The following is a 20,608-nucleotide window of genomic DNA, read 5'->3' as shown; positions in this document are numbered from 1 at the left end:
GTATGATTTTTATTTGAACAGCCTTGCTGCTATTCACTGCTATTGACTTTTGAAAAACCTTTGTTTCTGCTGCTGCCCGGCGCTCACGCTGACTGCTTTTCTTTCTTCTCCGGCTCTGGCTGTGTCACTGTCACGGTGACTTTCACGCCCTCCCGCTGGGATATAATCAGCGCCAGCGTTTCAAAAAAGCGCTGGGCATTGAATGTCCCTTGTACTTCCATTCCTGCGCCCTCCTTTATACGGACTGCGGCGCAATTTTCTGTGCCATGCCCTTTGCAAATCTTATGCCCTGCATGAACACCAGAAAGTCTTTCTTTTCCTGCGGTTCAAGTTCCCCCAGAAAAGCCATGACCTCTGTTGCTTCCTGCTGGTTTTCAGTTGCAATCATGGTTTCCATGTTTTTAACTTCTGTCATGGTCTGTTCCTCCTTTCATGCTGTGTGGTTTCGCAAGCGGTAAACGCTTCTGTTGTAGCGGTTACTGCTTGTTTAACTATATATTATAGCGGTTACTGCTATTTGTCAACCCTTTTTCCGTTTTTAATATTGACTTTTTTAGCGGTTACTGCTATTCTTTAAACATAAAAGAAAGGCGGTGAAGTCAAATGACTATCAATGAACGTGTGAAGCATTTTAGAAAAGATGTTTTGCACATCAGCCAGACTGAATTTGCAGTAAGTCTGGGAATGAAGCAAACTGGCGTCAGCTACATGGAACGGGACGGCTCAACCGTCACTGACCAGACAATCAAGGCAATCTGTCTTCTTTATAATGTGAATGAAGAATGGTTGCGCACTGGTTCTGGTGAAATGTATATACAGCCGGACACATTCAGCCTTGACGACTTCGTGAAGTCTAAAGGTGCCACGGGTCTTGAATTGGAAATCATAAAGACGTACTTTGAACTTGACCCAGAAATTAGAAGAACTGCCGTGGAATTTTTCAAACGCAGGCTTGTCGCTGCTGTTACTGCGGACCCTGCATTGTTAGTTCCAGACAATCCAGAAGATTTAGAAGCCCAGTGCCCGCCCGTTGACACTGGCAGTGTTTCCGGGACAGACGCCGGGTGATAACGCACCCAGCGTCCCCCGCTATTTACAAATTATAAGTTGCGTTGCTCCATTGAAATCTAAATTATAATAAATAGTGTTTATGCTGCTGTAATAGATTGCGTACACTCTGTAATCATACCAGCGTATATATTTTTTTATCATGTGTGACCACCTTTCCAGCGTGGCAAGGCTGGGCGCACTCACTATTATAATTTCTATGTTTTTGTGGATGTTCGCAAGAAAGGTGGTTTTATATGGGTTTACGTTTCAGAAAAAGCGTGAAAATTGCCCCCGGCGTCCGTCTTAACATCAGCAAGAAAAGCGTTGGTATAAGTGCAGGCGTCAAGGGGTATCGTAAAAGTATAAACAGCAGCGGCAGGGTCACAACCAGCATAGGGGTTCCCGGCACTGGTGTTTCTTACGTTAAGACCGAGAATTTGAAAAGCAAAAAGAAAAAGACAGTCAGCAGCCGTGTTTCTTCCACTGCTGCCGCCGCCAGTTCCTCTGCTTCCTCTCCTGCTGCCGCTCCTGCTCCTGCTAAAGTTCAGAAAGCAGCTGCGCAGCCAAAAGAGAAGCCGCCAAAGACCACGGCAGTTTTGCAGGAAAGACCAGACGCCAGCTTTGTTGTGTTCGGCGTCGTTGCTCTGGCTGGTGCCGTGTTCCTCTTTGCTTCTTCTCATGTTATTTTTTCAGTTGTTGCCGCCCTGTTCGGTATCTTCTGTCTGTATAGCTTTATACACATAAAGCGACACCCGGAAGACCCACGATACATCACGGAAGAACAGCTGACACGCTGGGGGCAGCTGGTACACTCCGACGCAAAGACCGTTTCCCAGCTGCAAAAAGCGTCCGTTCCTGTTCTGGTGGATTTAAAGAAGCGTGCTGCGTGGCATTATGAGCAGGTTTCTTCCGTTGGCTTCGGTCCAGACGTTTCATACTACGGTCAAGCCTTGATTGACGTACAAAATCAGATTGTTGCTTTATCTGAATTTGTCATGCTGCAAGGTGATAACCCTAAACAGGATTTAGAAAACTATTCTTCTTTTGTAAGTCAGAAAATAACAGCCTTTACAGACGACATTCTGAAAGACTAATAAAACAAAATGCCCCGGTCGTGCTGGGAACACTTCCGGGGCGTGCAAAGATATGTCATACCAGATACAACAATACCGTCTGCAATTTTGATTATATCACCAGCAGGCGGGAAATGAAAGGAAATGCAGGTGATACAATAGTGAAAAAGATTGATTTAAGCCCGGAACTTGTCCGGGTTGCTTTATATATAAGGGTTTCCGGGGAAGAACAGAAAATAAAAGGTCTGTCACTGGAAGCCCAGCAAGAACGACTGGAAGCATACGCAAGGGAACGTGGCTGGGTCATTGTTGGAATTTACATTGACGCTGCCAAGACCGCCAGAAAGAACATTCATAAAAGAACCGACTTTCAACGCATGATGGACAGTGTGAAGCGTGATGAAGTGGATATTCTGCTTTTCTGCCGCCTTGACCGCTGGTTTCGTTCCGTGGCAGATTATTATAAAATCATGGAAGTTCTGGAAGCGCACAACTGCGACTGGAAAACCACTGATGAAGAATATGACACCACAACCGCAAACGGGCGTCTGTATATTAACGTGAAGCTGTCCATTGCCCAGAATGAAGCGGACATTGACGGGGAACGAATAGACGTTGTATTTGACAGTAAGATTGCCCACGGCACCGTTGTTTCCGGCTCTGCTCCCTTTGGCTTCCGTGTTAATGAGGAAAAGCGGCTGGAAGTTGTGCCAGAAGACGCAGCCATTGTGCAAGACGCTTTCAACTACTTTGAAACTTCGATTTCCCAGCGTGCTACTGTCCGCTATATCCGGGAAACCTACGGCGTGAACTGGTGTGACGCCACTTTCCGGCGTATGCTGAAAGAAAAGCTGTATACTGGGGTGTATGACCGGGGCGGCAGGTTCAATGACCATTTCTGCCCGGCAATCATCAGCAAGCAGCAGTTTGACCGTGTGCAAGCGCTTCTGGAACGCAACGCACGTTCTGTTCCGTCTGGCAAGGTATATATTTTCACTTCCATTCTGACTTGCGCTGAATGTGGGCATAAACTGGTCGGGTACAAGTCAAGTGATTATTATTATTACCGCTGCAACCAGCATTTCCAGCGTGGGCGCTGCTCTCATAATCATTCAGCCCGTGAAGACGTCGTGGAAAAGTGGCTGTTTGAACATCTGGCAGAGGAACTGGAACGCTGCCAGCTGGAATGGGAAGTTGCCGCAGCCAAAAAGAAAGCGTCCGTTGCCCGCACTGATAAAGCAGCACTGAAACGGAAGCTGACCAAGTTAAAAGAATTATATGTGAATGACTTAATAGACATTGAGGACTACAAAAGGGACTATCAAATATATACTGCTGCACTTAAACAGATACCGGAACCCAGCATTGAACCGCCGCCAGACTTCGCAGCCGTCCGCAGGCTCCTTGATAATGATTTCAAAACAATTTATGAGAATTTGACCCGTGAAGAAAAACGCACGCTTTGGCGTTCTGTCATTAAAGAAATTAGAATTGATAATGACCAGAATATCACGGGTGTTGTTTTTGGGTAGTGTTGTACTAATGTGACACTACCCGTCGGCTCATCCGCAAATATGATTTCCGGACGATTCACCAGTGCTCTTGCAATCGCTACTCTCTGTTGCTGTCCTCCGGATAACTGATTTGGCAGATTGTAAATCCTCTTTTCAATCCCCAGAGTTGCAATAATATCATTTACATACGCTTCATCCACTTTTCTTCCATCCAGCCCCAGTGGCAGTACAATATTTTCCCATACATTAACAGACGAAACCAGATTAAATGCCTGAAAAACAAATCCGATTTTTCTTCTGCGGAAAACAGCAAGGGCATCTTCCTTCATCCTGTATAAATCTTTACCGGCTAAAGTAACACTGCCTTTTGTAGGGGTGTCAAGCCCTCCAAGCATATGAAGTAATGTACTTTTACCGGAACCTGACTTTCCGACAATTGCGACAAATTCTCCCTGCTCAATCTGAATGTCCACCTTATTGACCGCTTTGACCTGATTCTCACCCGCGCCATAAAATTTACAAAGCTGCTTGGTTTCTAATATCACACTCATGTGTTGCCTCCTTTTCATCTTACATCCAAATTGTATCAGGGCAATCTTTCATTTCACTTTCAAAAAACGAGCAGAAGTCTTACAGAATTGTAAGATTTCTGCCCACTTAAAATTTAACCAACATATGGTAATTGAATCACAAACGTGCTTCCTTTTTTCTTTTTGCCGGAGGTTACCATAATTGTACCTCCGTGTTTTTCGATAATTTCTCTCGATAGAAAAAGTCCGATTCCTGTACCACTCTTTTCCATGACCTCCCGGGAACTTCCTCTGTAAAATCGTTGAAAAATTTTGTGATACTCATTCTGCGGAATACCAATTCCCTGATCCTCAATTTCCATTCTTACAAGATCGTTTCTTTTTTGTAACCGGATAAATATTTTTGAACCATCCGGGCTGTACTTGATCGCATTATCCAGAACGTTGATAAAAGCTTCACCAAGCCACCTTTTATCCTGCATAATCGTGCATGTTTCCATCTCTTTTTCATATTCAAAAACAAATTCAATTTCTTTCTCATCCGCTTTGGGATAAATACGGTTCACAGCAGATATGACAGTATCCATAAGCGGAAGTTTTTTCTTATTAATCTGAATCAATCCGGTTTCCATCTTGGATATTTCAAGAAGCGATTGCAATAATGTCTCCAGTCCATCCAGAGCACTCCGACAACGGATACGAAACTCCTCCTGTTCTGTGGCACTTAAGTCATTCTGCATCAGCACACTAAAACATGTATCCAAAGCTGCAACCGGTGTCTTTAACTGATGAGAGATATCAGAAACCATTTCTTTCGTGCTCTCTTTTTCTGCCCGTGCTTCTTCCTTTAGCAACTGAATATGATGTCCGATTGCTTCAAGCTGATCATTCAATTTTTCCAGTTCTGCATGATTTTCCGTTTTCAGTAAATCATCAAATTTATTTTCACGGAATCTGATCAGAATTTCTTCCAACTGGTCTAATATTTTCTGATGACACGCATCTTCTGTCTTCTTCCAATAAAATAAAATAATCAAAAGAAGCACGCATATCACAGTGCTTACAGCACCGGTCACCATAACCTGATGCCGGAATTGCGAATAAAATGCATTCCCTTTATTCCCCCAGTATCCATATTGCTCCAATAATCGCCTTCCCTGTTCGTTGGTTTCAATATCCTTATCCTTAAGCAATTCCGAAACAGCATCCAGCCCGGAAAATTCTTCCTTTGCAACAATGTCTGTCATAAGATTCATTTTATATTTATAATCTTCATAAAACACATACGTGGTAAAGCCATTTAATATTGCAAACAATACTATGACAGGTAATACCAAGGAGAGCACTACTGTAATCTTCTTGCGATATCTCTTTGTCACTGCCTTACCTCCTGATTCCATATATACCCAAGACCTCTGATATTCTTTATATAGACCGGTGCAGCCGGATTGTCTTCGATTTTCTCACGGAGTCTTCTGATATTGACAGCGATTGTATTTTCATCCACAAAATCCCCTTCCAGATCAAACACATTTTCCAATATTTGTGTTTTTGAAAGAATCTGTTTCGGATTCTGAAGAAAAAAAGTCAGCATTTTCAACTCCGTTTTTGTCAGACTGATTTCACGACTCTTTATCAGGACTTTCATTTCTCCTGCGATAAATACGATATCTCCCGAAATCATCTTTCCGGCTTCCGTTTTCTCCTGTCTGCGGCGGAAATGTGCTTCTATTTTCAAAAGAAGTACCGAAAGACTAAACGGCTTTGTAATATAATCATCTGCCCCTGCTTCATATCCCATGACCTGATCCATCTCCTGATCTAGTGCTGTAAGACAAATAATGTATGTATTATAATTGCATCTCATCCACCTTACAAATTCCAGTCCATTCCCATCCGGAAGATTCACATCACAAATGGTAACATCCACATTATTATCACTTGCAATTCTTTTCGCTTTTTTCACTGATTCTGCTGAAAAAACATCATATCCGGATTTTTTCAGTGAAAATGTAATTCCACGATTTAAATTTTCATCATCTTCAACCACGAGTATACCTGGCATAGCATATGCACCTCTCTTTATTAACTATTCATCTTAAAATGCTTCAATGCCTCCACAATTGCACTCTCTTTATCTTCTGGACACTGTGGCTGCCTACTATCTTCATTTTTAGATAAATTATAATTCTTTCCAACCTCAATTCCGCATTTTCTCTTTACCTGTGAAATATACAGATGCTCTGTCTTTTTATTCCTACAAATCTTCGTGCAGTTTTACATCGCTATTATCTGCCATGCATTGTTTTAAGGCAACAATCATTTTTTCCGCATCCAGCGGCTTTGCAAGATGAACATTCATTCCAGCCAGCCGGCTGTTGATAATGTCTTCTGCAAAGGCATTTGCAGACATTGCAATGATCGGAACCCTCCTGACATCCCTTCTTTTCATTTCCCTGATTGTCCTTGCCGCATCCAGACCATTCATCCTCGGCATCATAACATCCATATAAATTACCCCAAAATAATCCGGTACAGATTTCTCGAAGATTTCAACTGCTTCCTGCCCGTCTACTGCACATGTAACTTCCATACCGCTGTCTTCCAGTATACATCTGGAAATTTCCATGTTCAACTCATTGTCTTCCACAACCAATGCCCGCATGCCTTCTACCGAATAATCATCAAGGCTTACTGGCTTATCTGATAAATTACTGTTTTTATCCTGTGTGCCAATTTTGAACGGAATTTTTACAATAACTGTTGTCCCGACATCTGCTTTGCTCTTCAGTTCAATACTTCCATCCATTCTGTCCACGAGCTGCTTCGTAATTGCAAGCCCCAGTCCGGTGCCTTCATACCTGGATCTGCTTGTCTTGCTTTCCTGAGAGAACATATCAAAAACATGTGCAATAAAATCTTCACTCATACCCACACCCTGGTCTTTACAGTAGAAAGTGAAAATTGCTCTGCCATCATCCAGAGTTTCTTCCTCAACCCAGACCGTAATCACACTACCCGCCTGACTGAATTTTATGGCATTGTCCATAATATTCGACAGAATTCTTCCAAGATATACCGGGTTTCCAACCAGAGCGCTGTGACTGTATGTACCATTTTTCCAGTCAATCTCATACCGGATGCCTTTCTTGGCAGCCCGCTCATCATAAATCTGGTTCAATTCCCGTAGTACCATTGTCAGATCAAACAAAAGCTGCTGATCCTTCAAATCTCCGCTCTGTAGTTTATTCATATCCAGCACATCATTTACCAGAGACACCAGATATTTCAGGGATTCCATTACCTTTTCTCTGATCTTCTGCTGTATCTGTGAATCATCTGCGTACTGATTTTCCATATTTACCATACCGATAATACCGTTCAGTGGTGTACGTATATCATGACTCATAGTTGCCAGAAACCTTGTTTTCATTTCGGCTTCCCGCTTTGCTGCTTCTGCAGCACGGTTATAAAAACCAAAACTGCCATGGACTGCGGTTGCTTCGAAAATATATATTTAGTTTCTGTCATAACAAAACCCTCTCTATGTTTCCTAGCTGCTTTTCCCATACATCCAGGAAGACAATTACAGCCAGTTTTCCAGAACATCATTCAGCTTATTCATATCCAGCGGTTTCGCGATATGCCCATTCATGCCTGTATTTTTGGCCAGCTGTACATCTTCTGCAAAAGCATTGGCAGTCATGGCAACAATAGGCAGTTTTCCCTTTTCACCCGGAAGACTCCTGATTGCTGCAGTTGCCTCATAACCATTCATGACAGGCATTTGGATATCCATAAAAACAAGATCATACAATCCTTCCGGAGAAGCTTCCACTTTTTCAACTGCGATTTTCCCATTTTCTGCTATTTCCACTTCTGCCCCTGTCATCTGCAAAATTTCAACACCAATTTCTCTGTTCAACTCATTATCCTCAACCAGCAGAATCCTTTTTCCTGTATAATCTGCTTCGGACAGTTTCTCCAGATAATTTCTCGCTGTATTTTCTTTTCTGCCTGAAGTAAACTGCCGCAGTGTAGCCGTCAGTCGGGAACGGAACAGCGGTTTTGCAATAAAAGCATCTACACCTACAGCCTTTGCTTTTTCTTCAATTTCGCTGAATTCATAGGATGTCAATACAATGATGGTGATCTCTTTTCCTATCCGTTTCCGGATCTGTCTGGCAGTTTCTATACCATCCATCTCCGGCATCTTCCAGTCCAGGATAACAGCAAAATAATCATTTTTTAGCTCATGACGTGCATAACAACGTTCAACAGCTTCCTTGCCAGAAAGAACCCATTCACCTGTAATACCGATTTCTTTCAGTGTGGCAACTGTACTTTCACAGCATGTCTTATCATCATCCACTACCAGAACCGGCAGATTCATCAGATTTTTGTCCTGTTCTTTTTCTTTTTCCTGAAGCTCCAGATAAATTGTTACTGTGATTTTAGTTCCCTTGTGCAAGGTACTGTCCACTTTAATAGTGCCATTCATCAGGTTCACAATAGTTCTGCTGATTGCCATTCCAAGACCGGTTCCCTGAACTCTGGTTGTCCGGTGGTCATCTGCACGGCTGAACGGATCAAACATGATTTTCTGGAATTCCGGTGACATACCGATTCCATTATCCTCAATCGTAAATTCATAGCATCCAAGTTCTGAAAATCCATTGGGTTTTTCCTCTATCGAAAAAGTAATATTTCCACCATCCGGTGTATACTTGATCGCATTACTCATCAGATTCACAAATACCTGCTGAATCCTCAAGCTGTCACCACAGACAGCCTCATGTTCAATATGATTGATGTGTATATCAAAATTATGTTTATGTTCATCAAGCACCGGTTTCGTAAGTGTAATAAGATTATCTACCAGCTCTGACAGATTGAAATCTTCCTGTGCTAGTGTCATTTTTCCACTTTCAATACGTGCCATATCCAATACTTCATTGATCAGCCCCAGCAGATGGCGGCTTGATTCTGTGATCTTGCCGAGGCATTCAATGACTCTGTCCTTGCTCTCAACATTTGCTCCTGCGATTGCCGTCAGACCCACAATCGCATTCATTGGTGTCCGGATATCATGGGACATATTGGAAAGGAATTCTGTTTTCGCACGATTTGCATTTTCTGCGGACCGGTAAGCCTCTTTCAGTGCCTGACGGGATTCAATCTCTGCTTTCTTCTCCTGTGTCACATCCATGGATGTCAGCAATACTTTTTCCAGCTTTCCATTCTTCCATTCCAAGGGAATATAAGAAGCGATTTTATAAGTCTTTTCATCCAGGCTGCAATACTCAAACTTATAAATATCATTTTCACTTTTCAGTTTCTTCCGAATATTATCCGGGGCTATCAGGATATCTATAGCTTCTAATGATTCCAGTGTCTTATATTTTTCAAGAACCTGCATCTGAAAATCATGATAAAATCCCAGAGGTTTATATATCATCTGTCCATTCAGATTGTAGAATTCATATCTGTCATTTTCCAGATCACAGACAACAAAGCGGTCAACCAGACGCACAATACTCTGAATCAACTGCTCCATGGAAGCATTATCCGTTGCCATCTGCAGATGCCGTGCGCTCTCTACCTTTGCCTCTGTGATATCACGCAGAAAAATCATGGCATATTCTGAATCCTCTATTTCGCCACGTATGACCACATTGCGGACCCATCGTTCTTCTCCATTCAGATTGATACGGCACTCTAAAGCCAATTCGGTTTCCAGACCCTTCAGCCTTTCTGCAATATAACCACGGTCGTAAAAAGAGGATACCGCCTTCTTATCTGTCTCCACAACATAGGAATCAACAAAATGCCGAATCAATTCATCCCACGTATAACTCTGTTCAAAGACGGTCATCAGAGACGGTTCAACCTTAAAGGTATCAAAAGTATTCGCTTCCAGATTCACATAATACTCGCACAGATCTGCTTTCGTAAAAGCCCGGTGGAAAGCAGCAGATTTTTGTGCCTGCATGATTTCTTTTTTCTCCCCATCAATGTTAATAAAAATCCCGGCAATCCTGCTGGCAGAACCATCCAGACGGCGTATTACTTCTGCCGATGTCCGAAACCACTGGTATTGATTATCCTTCATTCTCATACGATACTCTACCTGGTATTTTATCTGGTTCGTCTTATCCTTAATTGCCGCCTGAAGCTGCACCATTACTCTTTCTTTATCCTGTGGATGCAGAAGATCTGACCAGGATTCCAGTTTATTCGGAAAGTCCAGAGTGTCATGATAGCCGAGTATTTTTCGGAATTCATGACTCCAGTTTGCATTCACAATCTCACTGTTTTCATCACAGTCAAAATACCAGAAGCCGGAATAGATAGCTTCATTGAGCAGTGCCAAATTTACATGATCCCAGTTGACCTGTACGGACATTACCCAGATCTGTCTGCCCGCCTCATCTATCGCGTCCTCTTTACAAAGCCGTACATTATTCACTGTACCGTTTGCTGCAAGGATTTGTGCTTCCCCTGTTCCGTGAAGCTGCAAAAAACGGTCTCGCTCCAGTATATCTTCCGCGTCATAAAAGAAGTTTCTCAATGAACCTTTTGTCTGTTCCATGAAAGTATCGAATGTATATCCTGTACTATGCAACAGCAGATTATCCACAGACAAAATAGACAGGTTTTGGTCATAAGATCCTGTCATTATACCTACCCCGCCATTATTTTCCAGTGTTTTCTGTACGGCCTGTGACATGGCCTGTGTCTGCCCCGTTACAGTCTCACCTAAGGAATATATTTTGTCTTCATAATTTTTCATTTTATAAAAGTCCTCTCTCCGTCTTATGCCTTCTTCATCCTGCTTTTATCTGTATACAGAAAACCTGTCCCTGCTAGTTTTGTTACCCATTTTTGCATACAAAAAGGACACTTGCCAAGATCTGCCAGTGTCCCTACTATATTTTTTTTAAATCACACATCTATATAGTATAAAAGGTATCGGAATCTCTTCTGTTCAAACATCTTTTCCATATATTATGATGATATGGAAACAGTGACAACCGGCTGACATGGTCAAGCTTTCTGACTTTAGTCCCTTCTGGCTTTGCGACCCTGCCTTTCAATAGGTTTGCCTTTAAAATAATCTCTTTCTTCAAAAAAACATACCACGCGGTTTTCCGCACGTCAATAATTTTTTTTTGAAAAATCTACACATATTTTACTTCTGTTTTTGAACTTCTCTTTATAAAAAATCTAAATCGATGAATCCTAAAAACCTAACATTTTTTTCATATGAAACTCATTCATCATTTATAGTGCTATTCTCTCCATTAACTAAACATAACCTATTGTTCGATAATAAATTTTAGATCCAAAAAGAGGCTTCACACCACGAACCAACTCGCAATGAAAAGCCTCATCACTCACCCATTATATTCTTGTCACAAAATCCAGCGAGCTCCACCTATTCCGCTCTTTCTCATATGCTTTCAGCAGCCCCCTCTTTGATGCTCCAACACCATCAGCCTCAGCAACAATAGTAAAACAGCCAGCACCCGTATATTTTCCAGTCTTCTCCTGATCCGTTCCCAGCTTCTTCCGGCTTCTTATGTTCCTTTGTTGATGATATGATAAATCATTACTGTTTCCCTCTGTCCCTGTCTCCACAGTCTGGCATTGCACTGCATATACAGTTCCAAAGACTGTTCTTGTTCTGTGCGATCATCTTCTGAAGTCCTTTCAGTTTCTGCCGTAATGACGGACGCTGTTGCTTTTTCTCATTAACTTTTACAAATTCCTTGAACGCCTGTGCAATCACATCGGCATCCCTGCCCTTGAAAAATACAAGATACTTGGGTTGTTTCGTGGTCTTATCCCTCTTTACTGCGAAATCGACATTGTATTTCCTTGCGACACGCTCAAAGGATTTTATATTGCTATCCGTAACCTCAATGGACTTTGCACCCTCTCCCTGACCGACCAGCTTCTTTACCGGGATTTTCCCATGGGAAGGCTCCTTATGCTTCTGATGCTCCAGATACATCTTCATTGCTTTCTGTAAAACACTTGCGGTCTATAACTGCCCTTACGCTGTTATGTCTATGTTCTATTTCAAATTTACAAACAGAAATTAATCAAATTCTTAGACTTCTTGAAGTTCAAATTCTGAACTTCTGTGGATTGATCAGTGATCCCTCTCTTTCTTTTTGTACCTGTCTGTGATAAAATCAATCCTGTAGAAATCGAAAAAAGGTCATAAAAATTTAGCAATTACAGGCATTGATTTTTTGCTGTAAATTGCATATAATAAAAACACAGATAGAAATATCTGTGTAGCGGTTAGAGCGTCCAGTTAAAATGCTCGTTTAAAAGCGGTTAGATTGTCCAATTAAAACAATCGGTTAACAGCAGTGGGTGGAGTAATCCACCCACTTTTTTACTTTTCAGGAGGCTTTATGGATTGGTACGTTGTCGATAAAAAATACATCAATTACCTGACACAGTTTGATTCCCGTGTCGGATATGTGGAATATGGGGAACGTTTGAAACTCCATGTGGGAATTCTTCTTACTATCGGAGATTTCCACTACTATGTCCCTATTTCCTCTGCAAAACCAAAACATCAGAAGATGTCCAACAGTCTGGATTTCCATAAACTCCAGGATGAATCCACCGGATATCTTTATGCGGTATTAAATATCAATAATATGATTCCGGTTCCTGATAACTGTCTTACACAGTTAAAATATAATCAGGTAGAAAGCTTCCGTTCTTTCAGTAACGAAAAAGAAAAAACAGACTATGTCTACCTTCTCCAGAAAGAAAAAGCTTTAATCGACAATGTTCAGGACACTCTGCAAAATAAAGCCATGAAATTATATCAGAAATGCATTGCCAAGCCCGATTCTTCCCTTGCTGCAAGATGCTGTGACTTCAAAATGTTGGAAGAAAAATGCAGTTCTTATTCCGATACATAAACTCTTCATCATTTCTCGGTGGAAACACAAGTACAAATGCCGTGATATCTGATGTACTTGAAAGGTCTAAACCGCCATAGCAGGTTCTTCCGATAAGTTCCTCCTCATTTACGAGAAATGCACACGCATCCCATTTATCCATCTGCATCCAACGTGTGGACTGTTTTACCCATTGGTTTAATCGAAGCTGCCGGAAGATATTCTCTTCTGCAACATTTTCCCTTGCACTGATATAGGCATTTCGAACCTTTTCAATATCGATAGTTTCTCCAAGGAAAGGATTGGCTTTATACCATGTAGCTTCGCTCGTCCAATCATCCTCATCGGATACACCATAAATCACGGGATAGAATCTATCTCAAGCAGCATTAGCTGAACAAATAGGTTGTGATGAGCGTACAATACTAAATATTGAAAACGACCGTGGTAATCCCAAGTTCGAAGTATTGTGCCAGATCATCGCTTATTTACACATTCCTGCAGACCATATTTTTCACCCTGACACTGCTACGGACGGGTTGAAAAAACAAAAACTGTTATTGATGCTACAGGAATGTGATGAGCAAGAGGCAGCCGAGATTCTTCCAGCAATTGAATACCTCTTAGCACTTATACATAAAAGAGGTAATTCAAACGAGTAAAGGAACCAGCTAATCCGTTGTGATTCTGGTTCTTTTCTTTTTGTAGCCATCTCTAAATCTTACTCTTGTAATGTTTCAATTATTACAAGAGTAAGATTTCAAGTCAATCTGTTTTTTCTGAAATTGACAACCACATAAATAGCGTCTATAATATATTTATTACATCCGTAAGATTTAAGGAGGGATTTGAAATGAGCGATTTACCACAGATTTCTGAAGCTGAATTTGAAGTTATGAAAATCGTATGGAAACATGCGCCGATCAGTACAAATGAAATAACAGATAAATTATTACAGACCACAAGCTGGAGTCCGAAAACGATACAGACTTTAATCAAACGCCTTGTGACCAAAGGCGCTCTGACTTATGAAAAACAGAGCCGAGTGTTTGTTTACACCCCAGTCGTGAAGGAAAGCGAATACATCGGCCAGGAAAGCAATTCTTTTCTGGAACGATACTATGACGGAGATATCACTGCCATGCTATCTGCCTATATAGAAAATGACAGACTGTCTGAAACAGAAATAGATACCCTCCGCTCCCTTCTTTCAAAGAGGTCAAAAAAAGGAGGCAATTAACGTGGCTGATTTTATGATACGCTTTTTAATATGCAATGTATTTATCAGCGGTATCATCGGAATTCTTTTGATAGCCAAGCGGATATTCAAAGACAACCTTTCCAGCCGTATGCAGTATAATCTGTGGTTCCTGCTTCTTGGGTTGCTGACAGTTCCCTTTATACCGTTCCGTCTCATCGGATTTCCACAAATCTTCTCGTGGCTTGGTAACTTAAGAAGCTCTCCTGCTTCTGGTACCGCAACCGCTATAGGAGAAGCTGTGGGAATTAATCCAGCAGGAAATACAGACTGGATGAATGACTTCGCACTTTCTGTAAATAGCGAGATACCATCCATTTCCGGATACATATTGTTAGGGATATGGATTGTAGGCATTTTTGCAATGATTATATTGGTAATCAAATCCTCTCTCCGTTTACGCAATTTGGAGAAATCTGCACTTCCCCTTCAGAACAAGGAAGTCCGCAGACTGTATCATCACTGCTTAGAAGAGATAGGGATTCACAGAGATATTCCTGTCTACAGTACCGCATTTTTGAAATCCCCGATTATTGTTGGACTTTTGAAACCGTGTATTTATCTTCCGATTCATCTGATCTCTGATTATAACGAATCCGATATGCGGTATATGCTGTTACATGAACTGCAGCATTACAAGCACCATGATGCTATTGCCGGTTATCTGATGAACCTTGCTGGAGTGGTATATTGGTTCAATCCTCTTGTTTGGTACGCTCTGAAAGAAATGCGTAATGACAGAGAGGTTGCCTGTGACACCTCTGTTTTAAAGATGCTTGAAGAGGATGCTTACGAAGATTATGGCAATACATTGATTAACTTTGCAGAGAAGGTTTCACTTACTCCTTTTCCGTTTGCTGCCAGCCTTGGTGGAAACATGGAGCAGATGAAGCGGAGAATTATCAATATCGCATCTTATGAGAAGCCAACATTTATGAAGAGAATAAAAGGTACAACTGCATTCATGTTGACTGCTGTCCTTCTACTTGGATTCGCACCTTTTATTTCTACATACGCAGCAGATGGAAGCTACTACCAATGGGATTCCTCTTCTGAGAATGTTACCTATGTAGACCTCTCCACATACTTCGGAGAATACAAAGGTAGCTTTGTTTTATATGATTTAGAAAATGATGCATGGAGCATACACGACATGGAGCATGCCACCTTACGAGTTGCTCCAAACTCCACCTACAAGATATATGATGCCCTGTTCGGATTGGAAGAAGAGATCATTACACCGGAAAATTCGTTCATTGCATGGAATGGCGAAACCTATCCATTTGAAGCATGGAATGCGGATCAGACTTTACAGTCTGCAATGAATTCCTCCGTGAATTGGTATTTTGAATCTGTGGACGAACAGCTTGGAACCGCTGACATTTCCAACTATATTGAGGAAATTGGGTATGGAAACGAAAATATAAGTGGTGATTTCTCCACTTATTGGATGGAATCTTCCTTGAAGATTTCCCCAATAGAGCAGGTCGAACTTCTAACCAGGTTGCAGAATAACAGCCTTGGCTTCGCCCCTGAAAATATCAATGCAGTAAAAGATGCCATCTGCCTTTCCTCTTCCGATGCCGGAACATTCTACGGAAAGACCGGAACCGGACGTGTGGATGGCCAAGATGTGAACGGATGGTTTATCGGCTATATCGAAACTGTAGATAATACATACTTTTTCGCTACCAACATTGGTGCAGACAGCGATGCTACCGGAGGCAACGCAACTGAAATAACCATGTCTATCTTGTCCGACATGAATATCTGGAAATAAAGAATCGGGTAAAGGTCAATCTCTGACTTTTACCCGATTTTTCTTAATTCGCTATCTGAACAAGCCCTTTGTATTCCCATGTCGCTCCATAATCAGTTGACTGAAATACAATCCCATCTTTCTCCGCTGCATCTGTGGTAACCGTTATCGTCAATGTGTCGTCCTCTTTTTCAGGCATATTCAGGTAATCAAAATCCTCCACCGTAAATCCGCAATCGATAGCGATTTGTGGTAATTCTGAAACAAGATCCATTGGAAGTTTCATTTCTTCAAAGGTCCTTCCGCCATCGCGAGTGACATATAAGCGGGAATAGGACTGGGATGCGCCTGTAATTCCTGCAACCCCAAAGTTCTCATCATAAAATATTAAACCTTCTGCAACTCCCAATTGTCCACTGAACGGATCATCATTTATGCATTCCCAAGTAGAACCACCATCCATTGTCTTTTCCATTACATAAAATCTGCTTCCGGCAGCTGCATCCGTTATCACCAAACGCCATCCATTATTTTCATCTAAAAAGAAATACATAGTTCCATCACTTTGATCCACAGTCCAACTTTCTGTATCTTTAGCATCCTCCACCTGCTGCATCGTATTCTCCTGCTTCAATTCTTGTTGACTGACGTACTCAGGCTCCATAATATATCGAACAGGTGTGACACTATTTAAATCAGGAATATGCAAAGATACCTCAAACCCAACGATTTCTCCACCGCTTCTAAGCTGAGTAAAATTGCCGGTTCCTGTTTCAGTTCCATCACCATCTGCATCTCCCGAAATATATTGTAAGCCTTCCTCTGAACTAAAAGATCTTCGCCCCATATAGAGTATTTCATAAATCTGCTGCTCTTCAAATGTTTCAGCCCACGCCTCTACCTGACTCGTCCAGTCTGAATTGTTCAAAATTTCAATCATTGGAGACAAACGCATATCGTCACTATATTCTCCATTCACATTACCATCTATCCAAACAGTCATATCATTACTGCTGTCTGCGTCATAATCAATAAGATACGTTTTTTTCTCTCCAGCCTCATTTTTTCCATATATGAATGCATAAATCCTTTGAATCGTTCCGTTTTCATCAAATGACACCTGATATTTATTTGCAATATAGAGTTCTTCCGGCAGTTGCAATGCTTCATCCAAATCCATCAGAATCCCTTCTACACCATCCTCAAAAAGATTATTATGCTCCAGTTCTACTTCTTTTTTACGCATCCACTCATCAAGTTTCCAAGACAGTGCCCCGTGATACGGAACTGCAGAATAAACGATACGTCCACCAAAGAATAAAGTTGCTGCTATAAGGAGTATCATTTCCGTATAGAAAAGTTTCTTATTTCCATTATCTCCTGAATTAACTTCTTGATTATGCCTTTTCGAAATCAGCCAGAGAACCACTGTGCCAACCAATCCTATTATACCTAACGCCAACATCGGTATATGCCTTCTCAAGCCACCATATTGACATAGATGCCAGAATTGATACAACATAAATATATATAGTATTAAACTTACTTTTCCCGTGATTTTATAAATATATTTCATGTAAGTCTCCTTTCTTCATATCTGTAAAAATACCATAAAACACCAGTATTATCAAATCATTCTTTAATACGGTATTGGTAATCTGGTATATGCATAATTCCGTCATTTAGGATTTCATTCCCCAAATACTGAAAACTGCCATCCTCTGCAAACCTTACCGTAAGTTCATGGGTTATGACTGCATCATCGCAAATGACCATGTCACAAACCGCCTCAACTGTTAATGTGACTGTTCCATCTTGATTTTCTTTGATGTCGACAACCTCCGGCAGAGAAGTTCCAAAGAAGGTAGGCGCATAATTGAAGCACCCAAGTCTCGCCCAAAGATAGGTCTGGTTCTCCTCATCAAATACTGCGTACTCTCGTATCTGCTCCGCTGTTATGGGAAGATACTCCATAATCAGACTTTCGAACTCTTCTTTAGGAATGCCATTTGGATAATCTTCAGAATTGAACTTTTCTCCATATTTCATTCCATACAGATATTCAAACATTCCGTTATAATCCAACTCACTCATATTTTCTACATTCCAGTTGGAACACAAAAGGTTCTGTCCCTGATATCCAAGCCCCCGAACACAACGTTCAGACATTTCACACTGTTCCTCTGTCATAGGTTTTATTCTGATCAGGCAGCTTCCATCCATAATTTCACTAACCTCTGGCGGCTCTGGCACACACAGCTCATAGCAGAACCATCCTTTTTCCGTGTATTTCCATTCTTTGAGTCTCGTATAAGAAATGTACGAAATTCCCGGCTTGTTGTCAGCATTCCAGATTCCTCTTGTACTCACAACATACATATCCGTTCCATCAAAAATGAATTTCATTCTGCCCAGTCCACCATCATTGTGGATTTCATAAATCACCACAGAGCCTCTTTTCCCTTCCATACATTCTTTCAGAAAACTGTCAACACTTTCATAATTCTCCATGTTAGAATACGTTACCATCGTAGCAATTGGATATCCTGCGTCCTTTACCTTCTTCTGAATTTCAAGAACCGTTTGATCATCCAAAACAACATTAGATGCTATCCCTTTATCTGCTGTTTCATAAATGTCAAGATAAAGTTCCATCAGCTTTTTACAGTCAGTCTCAGCTTCTTCCCTTTCCTGTTCATCTATCGGAAGATCGTAGCCCTTTTCCCATTGTACTGCAGCCTCTTCCTCAGTATTTTTTGTTTCCTCCGTGGAAGATACTTCTTCCGTATCTTCCACAAGAGATTCTCCCGCAACACTATCTTCTTTTCCACAGGCACACACGAAACCCCCAATCAGAAATACCATGATCAGTAGAATGCTCTTTTTCCTTAATACCATAAAATCATCCTTTCGTTCTTGCTATTGGCGGCAGTTCCAATTCAATTTGTTCTATAGAATTGGAAAGATACCTGAAAGTTCCGTCTTCAAATGGCTGGACCACAACCGTATTCCGAAAAGCGAGATCAGAATTATAATCCGGCCATACTCCATCCACGATAAGTGTAATCGTTCCATCCGCATTTTTTGTATAGTCAACTACTTCTCCAAAAGGTGGGTATGGGCTGGCATAAATCATCTCATATTCATAGCAGTTACTCCCTTCATCATACCCACAATACTCTCTTAACTGTTCTATCGATACTGGAAAATAGGTGGTCATTATCCTTTCATATTCCTCTGCCGGAATCTTCCAATCCTCAGTTTTCAGATTTTCACCCGTGGAAATTCGGTAAATATCTTCATACATGCAAGGCATCAAAATATCCTTTACATTGCTACTGTTCCAGTTTGTGACAAGCACATTGTAATTCACATAACTTAGTCCTGATATGTATTTCTCCGTCAGTTCCTGGCAGTCTTCCGGAAGCGGTTCTATTCTCCAATACTGTCTCAAACTTGCATGTGCAATCACATATTCATATGCGTAGATAAAATACCCTTTTTCCGTAAGTTTGATTTCAGCCACATTACTTACCGAAGTTCCCTGTATTTCAGGCACTCCACCTTCCTTCCAACGAACACCTATATAATAAGTCTGCAACTCACCTTTCCGGTAAATAAAAGTAACTGCTCCAATCAGTCCATCTCTATGTACTTCGAATACCGTAACCATTGAGTCCCGTCCATCCAAGTAATCTGCATAAAATGTTTCGACTGCTTCATGGTTTTGCATGGCAGTATCTTCTTCAACACTTACCAGACCGCTTCTGCCCAATTGCTCCACCACAGTTTTCCTCTGCTCGTTGGTAAATTCGCTAATGCCGGAAGAATAACTTGGTGTATCTGCAATTACAATATCCTTATAGATTTCTGCTACCGAATCTGCCGCTGACAAAACCATACTCTGCAATTGTTCCTTTTCCTCATCTGAGATAAGACAATCACTGGCTTGCGGAATAAACCAATATGCTGACTCTGTGGAAGTTTCCGCATTCTCGGCTTCTTCTGTTTCTGCTTCGCTATTTTCGATTTCTACAGGTGGCTCCCATACTTCTTCTGCCACCTTTTGTTCTTCTTCATGCATTTTCCCCCAACAGATTACCCCAACTATCACGAAAATCAACAGCAGTAAAATTAGAAGTCCACATTTTCTAAGCAGCCATTTCACATCCTCCATTATTCTCCTCTGTACAATTCTTCCCATTCTTCTAACGTCAACCGTGGCGTATGCCAAGTTTCTCTGTAGTTGTCTTCGGATGGTATAATTCGATTAGATACATATTGTACCCGTCCATTCTCTAAAGGGCGAACCACAACCTCGTGAGCATATACCTTGGAATCACCCGCATAAGGGAATACTACATTGGCTGTAAGTGTAATTGTCCCATCATTGTTTTCTGTAAAACCTACTACCTCTGAATATGGATATTCGGGGTACTCTACTTCTTCAAAGGTAAACGCTCCATAGCAAGTACCTGTTCCTCCACTCCTTTT

General features: G+C 41.4%; 18 protein-coding genes, 3 pseudogenes and 1 riboswitch. Of the genes and pseudogenes, 7 read left to right on the top strand and 14 right to left on the bottom strand.

Features of this window, described 5'->3' with window-relative positions:
- Window positions 1-83: 83 nt before the first annotated feature.
- Both PG862_RS06265 and PG862_RS06260 read right to left on the bottom strand, forming a co-directional pair.
- A complete protein-coding gene (locus PG862_RS06265; protein ID WP_171905518.1) occupies window positions 84-221 on the bottom strand; it encodes a hypothetical protein in 138 nt (45 codons plus the stop codon).
- 14 nt (window positions 222-235) lie between these two features.
- A complete protein-coding gene (locus tag PG862_RS06260; RefSeq protein WP_055285960.1) occupies window positions 236-415 on the bottom strand; it encodes a hypothetical protein in 180 nt (59 codons plus the stop codon).
- A gap of 188 nt (window positions 416-603) precedes the next feature.
- Between PG862_RS06260 and PG862_RS06255 the strand changes: the two genes are divergently transcribed.
- From PG862_RS06255 to PG862_RS06245, 3 genes are all read left to right on the top strand, one after another.
- Window positions 604-1,068 carry a helix-turn-helix domain-containing protein gene (locus PG862_RS06255; RefSeq protein WP_055285962.1) on the top strand — a complete coding sequence of 155 codons (465 nt, stop codon included), beginning with the start codon at window positions 604-606 and terminating at the stop codon, window positions 1,066-1,068.
- A 236-nt stretch (window positions 1,069-1,304) separates the two neighbouring features.
- Window positions 1,305-2,144, top strand: coding sequence for a DUF4236 domain-containing protein (locus tag PG862_RS06250; protein ID WP_154300097.1), 840 nt, complete (start codon window positions 1,305-1,307; stop codon window positions 2,142-2,144).
- 113 nt (window positions 2,145-2,257) lie between these two features.
- Window positions 2,258-3,655, top strand: coding sequence for a recombinase family protein (locus tag PG862_RS06245; RefSeq protein WP_243105374.1), 1,398 nt, complete (start codon window positions 2,258-2,260; stop codon window positions 3,653-3,655).
- On the opposite strand, the gene PG862_RS06240 is transcribed toward PG862_RS06245, so the two are convergent.
- From PG862_RS06240 to PG862_RS06205, 7 genes and pseudogenes are all read right to left on the bottom strand, one after another.
- Window positions 3,550-4,188, bottom strand: a complete 639-nt coding sequence (locus PG862_RS06240; protein ID WP_333563193.1) for an ABC transporter ATP-binding protein — start codon at window positions 4,186-4,188, stop codon at window positions 3,550-3,552. The two genes, PG862_RS06245 and PG862_RS06240, sit on opposite strands and share 106 nt — an antisense overlap.
- Window positions 4,189-4,301: 113 nt before the next feature.
- On the bottom strand, window positions 4,302-5,567 hold the full coding sequence (locus PG862_RS06235) for a sensor histidine kinase (protein ID WP_270487306.1): 1,266 nt from the start codon (window positions 5,565-5,567) through the stop codon (window positions 4,302-4,304).
- Window positions 5,543-6,232, bottom strand: coding sequence for a response regulator transcription factor (locus PG862_RS06230; RefSeq protein WP_118629397.1), 690 nt, complete (start codon window positions 6,230-6,232; stop codon window positions 5,543-5,545). Before PG862_RS06230 ends, PG862_RS06235 begins: the two co-directional genes overlap by 25 nt.
- Window positions 6,233-6,252: 20 nt before the next feature.
- Window positions 6,253-6,417, bottom strand: a pseudogene (locus tag PG862_RS06225) (23S rRNA (uracil(1939)-C(5))-methyltransferase RlmD); the annotation flags it as partial.
- Between the two features lie 7 nt (window positions 6,418-6,424).
- A complete protein-coding gene (locus PG862_RS06220; RefSeq protein ID WP_270706868.1) occupies window positions 6,425-7,600 on the bottom strand; it encodes an ATP-binding response regulator in 1,176 nt (391 codons plus the stop codon).
- Window positions 7,601-7,753: 153 nt separating this feature from the next.
- Window positions 7,754-10,759, bottom strand: coding sequence for a hybrid sensor histidine kinase/response regulator (locus tag PG862_RS06215; RefSeq protein WP_333563192.1), 3,006 nt, complete (start codon window positions 10,757-10,759; stop codon window positions 7,754-7,756).
- A gap of 434 nt (window positions 10,760-11,193) precedes the next feature.
- A riboswitch (cyclic di-GMP riboswitch) is annotated at window positions 11,194-11,284 on the bottom strand.
- 576 nt (window positions 11,285-11,860) lie between these two features.
- A pseudogene (locus PG862_RS06205) lies at window positions 11,861-12,199 on the bottom strand (PcfB family protein); the annotation flags it as partial.
- 397 nt (window positions 12,200-12,596) lie between these two features.
- On the opposite strand from PG862_RS06205, the gene PG862_RS06200 reads away from it, so the two are divergent.
- Window positions 12,597-13,118, top strand: coding sequence for a type III toxin-antitoxin system ToxN/AbiQ family toxin (locus PG862_RS06200; RefSeq protein WP_118638240.1), 522 nt, complete (start codon window positions 12,597-12,599; stop codon window positions 13,116-13,118).
- Between the two features lies 1 nt (window position 13,119).
- Here the strand turns inward: PG862_RS06200 and PG862_RS06195 are convergent.
- A pseudogene (locus PG862_RS06195) lies at window positions 13,120-13,470 on the bottom strand (terminase TerL endonuclease subunit); the annotation flags it as partial.
- A gap of 28 nt (window positions 13,471-13,498) precedes the next feature.
- Between PG862_RS06195 and PG862_RS06190 the strand changes: the two are divergent.
- The 3 genes from PG862_RS06190 to PG862_RS06180 all read left to right on the top strand — a co-directional run bounded on the left by PG862_RS06190 (window position 13,499) and on the right by PG862_RS06180 (window position 16,135).
- The gene (locus PG862_RS06190) at window positions 13,499-13,759 is read left to right on the top strand and encodes a helix-turn-helix transcriptional regulator (RefSeq protein WP_118492192.1); all 261 of its coding nucleotides are present in this window, start codon (window positions 13,499-13,501) and stop codon (window positions 13,757-13,759) included.
- A 191-nt stretch (window positions 13,760-13,950) separates the two neighbouring features.
- Complete coding sequence (locus tag PG862_RS06185) at window positions 13,951-14,337, top strand: BlaI/MecI/CopY family transcriptional regulator (RefSeq protein WP_107001152.1); 387 nt, start codon at window positions 13,951-13,953, stop codon at window positions 14,335-14,337.
- Window position 14,338: 1 nt separating this feature from the next.
- Window positions 14,339-16,135: a BlaR1 family beta-lactam sensor/signal transducer gene (locus PG862_RS06180; protein WP_270706866.1), complete on the top strand. Its 1,797-nt coding sequence runs from the start codon at window positions 14,339-14,341 to the stop codon at window positions 16,133-16,135.
- A gap of 43 nt (window positions 16,136-16,178) precedes the next feature.
- Here PG862_RS06180 and PG862_RS06175 read toward each other — a convergent pair whose 3' ends face one another.
- The 4 genes from PG862_RS06175 to PG862_RS06160 all read right to left on the bottom strand — a co-directional run.
- Window positions 16,179-17,690: a WD40/YVTN/BNR-like repeat-containing protein gene (locus PG862_RS06175; protein ID WP_117514080.1), complete on the bottom strand. Its 1,512-nt coding sequence runs from the start codon at window positions 17,688-17,690 to the stop codon at window positions 16,179-16,181.
- A 56-nt stretch (window positions 17,691-17,746) separates the two neighbouring features.
- The gene (locus PG862_RS06170; protein WP_270706863.1) at window positions 17,747-19,012 is read right to left on the bottom strand and encodes a DUF6070 family protein; all 1,266 of its coding nucleotides are present in this window, start codon (window positions 19,010-19,012) and stop codon (window positions 17,747-17,749) included.
- Window positions 19,013-19,016: 4 nt separating this feature from the next.
- Window positions 19,017-20,291, bottom strand: a complete 1,275-nt coding sequence (locus tag PG862_RS06165) for a DUF6070 family protein (RefSeq protein ID WP_270706862.1) — start codon at window positions 20,289-20,291, stop codon at window positions 19,017-19,019.
- Window positions 20,291-20,608, bottom strand: a 318-nt coding sequence (locus PG862_RS06160; RefSeq protein WP_270706861.1) for a DUF6070 family protein, incomplete at its 5' end; no start/stop codon positions are given. The genes PG862_RS06165 and PG862_RS06160, both read right to left, overlap by 1 nt.

The organism is Clostridium fessum, from assembly GCF_027698965.1.
Taxonomy (GTDB): Bacteria; Bacillota; Clostridia; order Lachnospirales; family Lachnospiraceae; genus Otoolea; species Otoolea fessa.
The sequence above is the reverse complement of the archived record's forward strand: the minus strand, read 5'-3'. Positions and strand labels throughout refer to the sequence as shown.

What these genes read in the sequence shown, in the direction of transcription:
- PG862_RS06265 (WP_171905518.1), bottom strand. Translation starts at nt 221, where the DNA reads ATGGAAGTACAAGGGACATTCAATGCCCAGCGCTTTTTTGAAACGCTG.
- PG862_RS06260 (WP_055285960.1), bottom strand. Translation starts at nt 415, where the DNA reads ATGACAGAAGTTAAAAACATGGAAACCATGATTGCAACTGAAAACCAG.
- PG862_RS06255 (WP_055285962.1), top strand. Translation starts at nt 604, where the DNA reads ATGACTATCAATGAACGTGTGAAGCATTTTAGAAAAGATGTTTTGCAC.
- PG862_RS06250 (WP_154300097.1), top strand. Translation starts at nt 1,305, where the DNA reads ATGGGTTTACGTTTCAGAAAAAGCGTGAAAATTGCCCCCGGCGTCCGT.
- PG862_RS06245 (WP_243105374.1), top strand. Translation starts at nt 2,258, where the DNA reads ATGAAAGGAAATGCAGGTGATACAATAGTGAAAAAGATTGATTTAAGC.
- PG862_RS06240 (WP_333563193.1), bottom strand. Translation starts at nt 4,188, where the DNA reads ATGAGTGTGATATTAGAAACCAAGCAGCTTTGTAAATTTTATGGCGCG.
- PG862_RS06235 (WP_270487306.1), bottom strand. Translation starts at nt 5,567, where the DNA reads ATGGAATCAGGAGGTAAGGCAGTGACAAAGAGATATCGCAAGAAGATT.
- PG862_RS06230 (WP_118629397.1), bottom strand. Translation starts at nt 6,232, where the DNA reads ATGCCAGGTATACTCGTGGTTGAAGATGATGAAAATTTAAATCGTGGA.
- PG862_RS06220 (WP_270706868.1), bottom strand. Translation starts at nt 7,600, where the DNA reads ATGAAAACAAGGTTTCTGGCAACTATGAGTCATGATATACGTACACCA.
- PG862_RS06215 (WP_333563192.1), bottom strand. Translation starts at nt 10,759, where the DNA reads ATGGAACAGACAAAAGGTTCATTGAGAAACTTCTTTTATGACGCGGAA.
- PG862_RS06200 (WP_118638240.1), top strand. Translation starts at nt 12,597, where the DNA reads ATGGATTGGTACGTTGTCGATAAAAAATACATCAATTACCTGACACAG.
- PG862_RS06185 (WP_107001152.1), top strand. Translation starts at nt 13,951, where the DNA reads ATGAGCGATTTACCACAGATTTCTGAAGCTGAATTTGAAGTTATGAAA.
- PG862_RS06175 (WP_117514080.1), bottom strand. Translation starts at nt 17,690, where the DNA reads ATGAAATATATTTATAAAATCACGGGAAAAGTAAGTTTAATACTATAT.
- PG862_RS06170 (WP_270706863.1), bottom strand. Translation starts at nt 19,012, where the DNA reads ATGGTATTAAGGAAAAAGAGCATTCTACTGATCATGGTATTTCTGATT.
- PG862_RS06165 (WP_270706862.1), bottom strand. Translation starts at nt 20,291, where the DNA reads ATGGAGGATGTGAAATGGCTGCTTAGAAAATGTGGACTTCTAATTTTA.